The sequence below is a fragment of the Zhihengliuella salsuginis genome (genome assembly GCF_014651715.1).
Taxonomy (GTDB): domain Bacteria; phylum Actinomycetota; class Actinomycetes; order Actinomycetales; family Micrococcaceae; genus Zhihengliuella; species Zhihengliuella salsuginis.
This window is the reverse complement of the sequence record NZ_BMXK01000024.1, coordinates 1-2,895: the sequence shown is the minus strand read 5'-3', so window position 1 is coordinate 2,895 and position 2,895 is coordinate 1. Positions and strand designations below refer to the sequence as shown.

Sequence of the window (2,895 nt, the reverse complement as noted above, 5' to 3'; positions counted from 1 at the left end):
GAAGTGAAACATCTCAGTACCCGTAGGAAGAGAAAACAATAGTGATTCCGTCAGTAGTGGCGAGCGAACGCGGATGGGGCTAAACCGAATCATGTGTGATAGCCGGCGGGCGTTGCATGGTCGGGGTTGTGGGAGCATCGAGTATCCGTTCTGCCGGACGGGTGTGGTGAGGTGTAGGCGTATAGGCGAACCGGTTTGAACACCGGATCAGAGAGGGTGAGAGTCCCGTAGCCGTAATGCGTACTGCCGCCATTTTGGTGCCACCCGAGTAGCACGGGGCCCGAGAAATCCCGTGTGAATCTGCCAGGACCACCTGGTAAGCCTGAATACTACCCGATGACCGATAGCGGATAAGTACCGTGAGGGAATGGTGAAAAGTACCCCGGGAGGGGAGTGAAATAGTACCTGAAACCATGCGCTTACAATCCGTCGGAGCCGAGACTGCGGTCTGGTGACGGCGTGCCTTTTGAAGAATGAGCCTGCGAGTTAGTGCTGTGTCGCGAGGTTAACCCGTGTGGGGAAGCCGTAGCGAAAGCGAGTCTGAATAGGGCGTTTGAGTGGCACGGTCTAGACCCGAAGCGAAGTGATCTACCCATGGCCAGGTTGAAGCGACGGTAAGACGTCGTGGAGGACCGAACCCACTTCAGTTGAAAATGGAGGGGATGAGCTGTGGGTAGGGGTGAAAGGCCAATCAAACTTCGTGATAGCTGGTTCTCCCCGAAATGCATTTAGGTGCAGCGTTACGTGTTTCTTGCCGGAGGTAGAGCTACTGGATGGCCGATGGGCCCCAACAGGTTACTGACGTCAGCCAAACTCCGAATGCCGGCAAGTGAGAGCGTAGCAGTGAGACAGTGGGGGATAAGCTTCATTGTCGAGAGGGAAACAGCCCAGAATGCCGACTAAGGCCCCTAAGCGTGTGCTAAGTGGGAAAGGATGTGGAGTTGCTGAGACAACCAGGAGGTTGGCTTAGAAGCAGCCACCCTTGAAAGAGTGCGTAATAGCTCACTGGTCAAGTGATTCCGCGCCGATAATGTAGCGGGGCTCAAGTACACCGCCGAAGTCGCATCATTCAGTTATATACATTAGCCTTCGTGGTTCAGTGGACTGGATGGGTAGGGGAGCGTCGTGTAGCGAGTGAAGCCGCGGTGGAAACCAGTGGTGGACGCTACACGAGTGAGAATGCAGGCATGAGTAGCGAATGACGGGTGAGAAACCCGTCCGCCGAATGATCAAGGGTTCCAGGGTCAAGCTAATCTGCCCTGGGTGAGTCGGGACCTAAGGCGAGGCCGACAGGCGTAGTCGATGGACAACGGGTTGATATTCCCGTACCAGTGAAGAACCGTCCCTACTGAACCGGTGATGCTAACCACCTCAAACACCATGGACTGCCCTTCGGGGCGGCGTTGGTGGGCGGCGTGGGACCCGAACCGGGGAAGTCAGCGTATTAACAGGTGTGACGCAGGAAGGTAGCCGGGCCAGGCAATGGAATCGTCCTGGTCCAAGGGTGTAGGCCGTCCCGTAGGTAAATCCGCGGGACATGACGGCTGAGACCTGATAGGCGCCCGCTTTGGCGGGTGATCCGGTGATCCTATGCTGCCTAGAAAAGCATCGGCGCGAGGTTCCAACTGCCCGTACCCCAAACCGACACAGGTGATCAGGTAGAGAATACTAAGGCGATCGAGAGAATCATGGTTAAGGAACTCGGCAAAATGCCCCCGTAACTTCGGGAGAAGGGGGGCCTGCCTCGTGACCGCCACTTGCTGGCGTGAGCGGGTGTGGGCCGCAGAGACCAGGGGGAAGCGACTGTTTACTAAAAACACAGGTCCATGCGAAGTCGCAAGACGATGTATATGGACTGACTCCTGCCCGGTGCTGGAAGGTTAAGAGGAGCTGTCAACACTTCGGTGTGAAGCGGTGAATTTAAGCCCCAGTAAACGGCGGTGGTAACTATAACCATCCTAAGGTAGCGAAATTCCTTGTCGGGTAAGTTCCGACCTGCACGAATGGAGTAACGACTTCCCCGCTGTCTCAACCATGAACTCGGCGAAATTGCAGTACGAGTAAAGATGCTCGTTACGCGCAGCAGGACGGAAAGACCCCGAGACCTTTACTATAGTTTGGTATTGGTGTTCGGTGCGGCTTGTGTAGGATAGGTGGGAGACGTTGAAGCGGGCACGCCAGTGCTCGTGGAGTCATCGTTGAAATACCACTCTGGCCGTATCGGATTCCTAACTTCGGCCCATAATCTGGGTCAGGGACAGTGCCTGATGGGTAGTTTAACTGGGGCGGTTGCCTCCTAAAGAGTAACGGAGGCGCCCAAAGGTTCCCTCAGCCTGGTTGGCAATCAGGTGTCGAGTGTAAGTGCACAAGGGAGCTTGACTGTGAGAGCGACAGCTCGAGCAGGGACGAAAGTCGGGACTAGTGATCCGGCGGCACCTCGTGGAAGGGCCGTCGCTCAACGGATAAAAGGTACCTCGGGGATAACAGGCTGATCTTGCCCAAGAGTCCATATCGACGGCATGGTTTGGCACCTCGATGTCGGCTCGTCGCATCCTGGGGCTGGAGTCGGTCCCAAGGGTTGGGCTGTTCGCCCATTAAAGCGGTACGCGAGCTGGGTTTAGAACGTCGTGAGACAGTTCGGTCCCTATCCGCTGCGCGCGCAGGAAATTTGAGGAGATCTGTCCTTAGTACGAGAGGACCGGGACGGACGAACCACTGGTATGTCAGTTGTACCGCCAGGTGCACCGCTGATTAGCTACGTTCGGAAGGGATAACCGCTGAAAGCATCTAAGCGGGAAGCCCACTTCGAGATGAGATTTCCACACACTTCTGTGTGAGAGGCCCCCAGCTAGACCACTGGGTTGATAGGCGGGACGTGGAAGCGAGGACTAAAGA

Annotated in this window: 1 rRNA gene; it reads left to right on the top strand. The window is 56.0% G+C overall.

The features are described 5' to 3' along the window. Nucleotides 1–2,895: ribosomal RNA gene (locus tag IE069_RS15505) — 23S ribosomal RNA — on the top strand; the annotation flags it as partial.